Origin of the sequence: Clostridium sp., assembly GCF_016650095.1 — a bacterium.
Classification (GTDB): Bacteria; Bacillota; Clostridia; order Clostridiales; family Clostridiaceae; genus Clostridium_AD.
Genome location: NZ_JAENWL010000261.1, coordinates 1 through 5,466, shown reverse-complemented (window position 1 = coordinate 5,466; position 5,466 = coordinate 1). Strand labels below are relative to the sequence as shown.

The 5,466-nt window shown below is 31.8% G+C and carries 6 protein-coding genes; 2 read left to right on the top strand and 4 right to left on the bottom strand.

Features of this window, described 5'->3' with window-relative positions:
- Positions 1 to 153 precede the first annotated feature (153 nt).
- From JJE11_RS13885 to JJE11_RS13875, 3 genes are all read right to left on the bottom strand, one after another.
- Positions 154 to 396, bottom strand: coding sequence for an SHOCT domain-containing protein (locus tag JJE11_RS13885; protein ID WP_291636606.1), 243 nt, complete (start codon positions 394 to 396; stop codon positions 154 to 156).
- Between the two features lie 266 nt (positions 397 to 662).
- Positions 663 to 2,156 carry a metallophosphoesterase gene (locus JJE11_RS13880; RefSeq protein WP_291636604.1) on the bottom strand — a complete coding sequence of 498 codons (1,494 nt, stop codon included), beginning with the start codon at positions 2,154 to 2,156 and terminating at the stop codon, positions 663 to 665.
- A 14-nt stretch (positions 2,157 to 2,170) separates the two neighbouring features.
- The gene (locus JJE11_RS13875; RefSeq protein ID WP_291636602.1) at positions 2,171 to 2,656 is read right to left on the bottom strand and encodes a DUF2127 domain-containing protein; all 486 of its coding nucleotides are present in this window, start codon (positions 2,654 to 2,656) and stop codon (positions 2,171 to 2,173) included.
- A 373-nt stretch (positions 2,657 to 3,029) separates the two neighbouring features.
- Between JJE11_RS13875 and JJE11_RS13870 the strand changes: the two genes are divergently transcribed.
- Entirely contained in the window at positions 3,030 to 3,383 is a 354-nt protein-coding gene (locus JJE11_RS13870; protein WP_291636600.1) for a hypothetical protein, read from the top strand.
- On the top strand, positions 3,373 to 4,575 hold the full coding sequence (locus tag JJE11_RS13865; RefSeq protein ID WP_291636598.1) for a cation:proton antiporter: 1,203 nt from the start codon (positions 3,373 to 3,375) through the stop codon (positions 4,573 to 4,575). The genes JJE11_RS13870 and JJE11_RS13865 overlap by 11 nt, the downstream gene beginning before the upstream one ends.
- A 91-nt stretch (positions 4,576 to 4,666) precedes the next feature.
- Here the strand turns inward: JJE11_RS13865 and JJE11_RS13860 are convergent, their stop codons facing one another.
- Positions 4,667 to 5,290: a TetR/AcrR family transcriptional regulator gene (locus tag JJE11_RS13860; RefSeq protein WP_291636596.1), complete on the bottom strand. Its 624-nt coding sequence runs from the start codon at positions 5,288 to 5,290 to the stop codon at positions 4,667 to 4,669.
- Positions 5,291 to 5,466 lie beyond the last annotated feature (176 nt).

The window sequence follows — 5,466 nt, the reverse complement described above, 5'->3', positions numbered from 1 at the left end:
TGGTATGACGTTTTAATATATTAATAAGTGTATTACCAATTGAAATGGTTCTTTGGGAGCTTTTAGTTTTAAAAGCCCCAAAGAGCCATTTTCATATCTTCACTATTATTAGGAGCCTTATCGTTTTAGGCAGCTGTCAAAGGTTTAAACAATTTAAAGTGTTTTATTGCTTAATAATGCACTTTTTTTACGATTGTATTCTTCTTCATTTATTTCTCCACGAGCAAATCTTTCATTTAAGATATTTAAGGAATTATCTCCAGCTCCTATATCTTTAACGTTTTTATTTTGTAATAGTTTATATATTGCAAATACAACAATTGCAATTATAATTATAGGAATAATCATTCCAAATATCCCTCCCATCGTATTGTTTCCATATCCATATCCCATCATATTAAATCATCCTTCCTTTAATTTTTATTTTATTTATCCATTGATTTGTATTAATTTTTTTCTGTGATTGTTTTTCTCTATACATTTATTCTACTACTTAATTGTGGAGTAATTATGAAGCTAATCACTTTCCTTCTAAATACTTTAATAAATCTTATATTAATAAAATGCCCAAATATTATATTTTTATAATATTTGGGCATTTTCATATTTTGAATTTAAGTTATTTCTATTTTAAAACCTCATATCCTGATTAATCATGTAATTTAATTTTTGTCGCTGTTCCTAAATAATTCTCTAAACCTCTTAACCGCATATTTACCGATATCACTAAACCATTTCCATACATTATCAAGGGGCTGCTTTTTGCGTAAATAAATCTTGATAATCAATAAAAAAATGAACAACACAAATCCTATAATTACAAACACAACCGCAACTGGATTTTCTTCATACATTGCACTGCCAAAAAGTTGTGCAGTTGCCGTATATCTTGTAAGATAGTTGTTTGCTGGTGAAGGCAATTCTACCATTGTAACTGATTTTATATCGCCAATTTTTGCTATCATATAATGATAATAGCTGTTTTTAGTTAAAAGTTCTGCACCTGCACCACCTGAAATCAGATACCGCACTCCATCCTTTGTATATTCCAAATAGCTGTGAATATGTGATAAATAAACTGTGTCTACATGGTATGTACTCATAAGGTTTTCAAACTTTGCCGCTTCCTGTGGGTCTTGGAAGCCATGTTCCATATCCTTAGTTTCATTATAATTGTTTAACTTCTGTTCTGCCCAGTTATCTCCATTTTCAACTTCATTTACATAATTAGGGATTTTGTTTGGGGTTACACCGCTTCTTGGATCATGTGGTGGAATATGTGTAACCACAAAAATGCGTTTACCCTGTGACTTTTTCAAATCCTTTTCTAGCCATGTATATTGTTGGTTTGAAATAGCCTGCTTTTCAGACCATCCGGGAGATGAATCCATAAATACAAAATGACTGTCTTCTATATCAAATGAATAATATGCTGGGCCGTACAGCATGGTATAAGTGTCACGCCCACTGCCACGAATATCGTGATTGCCGAGAGTGGTACAAACGGTAGTGGAAATTTTTGACAACATCTGATTAAACAATCTGTATTGATTCCGTTTTCCACTGAATACAAGATCACCGTTATCTATGACAAATACAGGATTTTTCCCATTTACCTGCTGAATAATATTATCAAATGTATCATATCCATCCCGATTATCTCCGAGAATGATGTATTGATATTTACCTGTGCTGTCTGATTGTAACGGTTCAATTTTTATAGTTTTCCCAGAGCTTACCACAATACTTAACTTTAATGTATTGACTGCCACTTTCGTCATTGGTAGGTTGCTGCCTGCAATGCTCTTTGAGTAAAAATCAGGGTTTATATTTTCAATTAATAATGAAATAGTTGCATTACTATCACCCTTTACTGTTACTTTAGGCAAGGGTGATAGGGCCCTGATAACGAGGCTTTTAGTGCCATCGTTTCCCTTTTGAAGGCCCTTCACAAAACCTCCGGAAACAGTTACCTGTGCATTCGGGGTTTTATAAGTTGAAGTGGAGTCATCGGGGTTAAACTTAAGTGGAACGCTGACAAAATCTCTGTTGATATTGTAGCTGCTTTGGGCATCGTAAATAAATACACCAACCCCAGTAACAAGGCATAGACATAAGACAATTATTGTTAAGTTGATAATTTTCTTTATTTTCATAATCACACCTCTTACTAGATTTTTGACACTTTCAAGTGTTTGTATTCTAAAATTATCATAACAAATATTGCTATATCTATGATGACCATCATCAGCATAAGCAATGATCGGCTATGCATATAACTATACATTTCATATGCAATGAACAATGCGAACACAAACATAGCAAGTGGGTATGCCCACAATTTTTTCGTAAGCAGCACCCAAACTACTGCCATCTTAGTTGTACCATGTAGCAGCATATAGACTGCAATCGAATGTTGTGAGTTGATTGAAAAGTTTTGCCCTATAGTAATAATGTAATTCATTGCTATATCCTTTGGATCTTCTATCAGTTCTGGAAGCGCAATAAGCCTTATAAGGCGGTTAAGCCACTCATAATTCAGAACAATCAAAATAAAACCGCCAATAAATTCTATCAGCGCATCTACGCCTTTCATAACCAAGCCGCCATAAAACCCGATATTGATAACAGTATACTTGTTTAGAGACTTTTTCATACGTTCCTCCTTACATTGGATTGAGGTCACCACAGAGTAATCATCATTACATATATGATTACATTTTTATAATTCAAATAAAAAAATAATTTTGTTATTTCATGGGTTAGTCATATTTTACAGTTGCGATTTAATCATTAGACGTAGTATACCATTAAACACCATTTTTATAAACTGTAGTTTTATGCTAAAACGAACTGCCTATGTAAAGGTATACTCAATGAAACAGTATTGCAATCACCATATACCAGCTTCAACACTTTATTTCTCCATAGGACATAACTACATCATTTGTAATATAGCTATAATCGTAATATAATAGATATATTAGTAAAATTTAGTAATATATTAAATAAAGCAAGAAGGGGGAAATATGAAACTATTATTTTTTATATTAAATAAAGTAGAAAAATTAGATGAAGTTTTAACTGAGTTTGCACGAATTAACATCAGTGGTGCCACGGTTTTGGACAGTATGGGCATGGCTAGATTATTAAATCATCAACATGATGAAGGTGAAATTCCTTTTTTAGGATCGCTAAGAGCATTTTTAAATCCTGAAAGAGAAAAAAGTAAAGTGATCATTACTGTTATTCAAGAATGTCAGCTTTCAGAAGCGGTCAGTGCTATTGAGTCTATTGTCGGGGATCTTTCAGAGAAGGATAATGGCATAGTGTTTAGTTTACCAATTGATTTTACGAAGGGGATTAGGAAAATTGGAAAGTAAAATAATAATTGAAGTTGCTATAATGTTGTTTACCGGAATATTTTTTGGTAGGCTTGCTAAATTTGTTAGACTTCCAAATGTAACAGGTTATTTGATTGCTGGGCTTTTATTAGGACCATCTTTTTTTAACTTTCTTCAGGTTAATATGGTTAACGGCTTTTCTGTTATATCTGATATGGCATTAGGATTTATTGCCTTTTCAATTGGAAGTGAATTTAATTTAAACTATTTTAAAAAAGTTGGAATTGCACCTGTTATAATAGCTATCGCAGAGTCTTTTGGAGCGATTATATTAGTAACTTTAACTCTAATTATTTTTGGGTTTGATATAAAGCTTGCAATATTGTTGGGTGCTATTGCAGCTGCTACTGCTCCAGCCCAAACCATAATGGTTATAAATCAATATAAAGCTAAAGGCACATTAACATCAATGCTTATGAGTGTTGTTGCGATTGATGATGCTGTTGCTCTTATTGGATTTGGATTTGCAACAACCATAGTAAAAATGATGTCTTCAAGTCTTAGTACTAATATTTTTTTATCAATATTAAGTCCTATATATGAAATATTAGTATCGTTTATTTTGGGAGGCCTCGCAAGTATTCTTATGAAGTTAATATTTCGATGGTTTAAAAAATCATCAAATAGGCTTTGCATTATTATTGCATTTATATTAATTACGTATTGGGTAGCTCAAGTAGTCAATGGCTCCCCACTGCTTTCTTGCATGGCACTTGGCGGTGTGCTTGTGAATATCTATGAAGATATTGATAGCGTTGTTAAAATTACTGAGGACTTCTCACCACCAATGTTTATGATATTCTTTGTTATCTCAGGAGCAGGCTTTGAAATATCGGCTATTAGTGGAATCGGGTTTATTGGACTTTTATATGTCATCATGCGTATTATTGGGAAAATAGCTGGGGCTTGGCTTGGTGGAAAGATTACTAAACAAGACGATAAAATATGTAAATATTTAGGCCCGACACTTATGCCCCAAGCAGGAGTTGCATTAGGATTAATTGTAGTTGCCGGGAATCTTATACCGGAGTATGCAGTGCAAATTCGTGTTATTATACTATGTTCTACATTTATATACTCTATAATAGGTCCTGTTGCTGCAAAGTTTGCGCTAGAAAAATCTGGCGAAATTATAGTTCCAGGTAAAATAAGTCACAAATTAAATGTATGAGATATAAAGAAGGGACTATAGTTAGATTTTATTTTACATATCTAACCACAGTCCCTAAATTATAATATTGAATTCTAATATACAATTAATTTCATTTTACCTGTTTAAACCCAGTATATTGAAGTTCTATTTGAAGTTTCATAAATTCATAAGTCATTTCTAAAGAAGCATTATCTTGTAGTACAGCTACTGTATAATGTGTTATTAAAATAGAATATATATTAAAGGATAAAATTTCTGTATTGATACCACAATCGATTAAACCCTTTTCTTTATACCAGTCTAGAAGATTTCTAAGTTGACCCATTAATTTATAATCTAATTTCATTAAGTCCTCATTTAGATTATTTTCATTGTATTGTTGTGAAAAAACTACAGACAAAAAATATCTAGATAAATTTTTAGGTAAGGACAAAATGCCTTCTAGATAAATCTTTAATAAATTCATTAAGGTTTCAATCAGATTTTCAGTTGGATTTTCTAAAATCTTCTCTGCCTTTATGTATATATTCTCCGTTTTCTGTGTAAAAATAAGCAATAATAAATCGCCTTTTGATTTCATGTAATTATAAAGAGTTCCAACACCCACCTCTGCCTTTTCGGCAATCTCTTCCATGGTAGTTTCATTAAACCCTTTTGTGGTAAAAAGTTTAAGAGAGGCGTCTATAATACGATCTTCTCTTTGTTTTTTTTGTTTTTCTCTAAGACCAGCCATTAATACACCTCAAATCATAAATAGCATATTTTTCATAAATTTATTTTAGCATAAATATTAGCTAAAAGTCAAAAGCCATCTTAAATTTAAATTTATTTAACGTAGCTTGACTAAGTTTAATATTAAGAATACAATATGAATATACTACAAAGATGAACGAACTACAAATTAACATA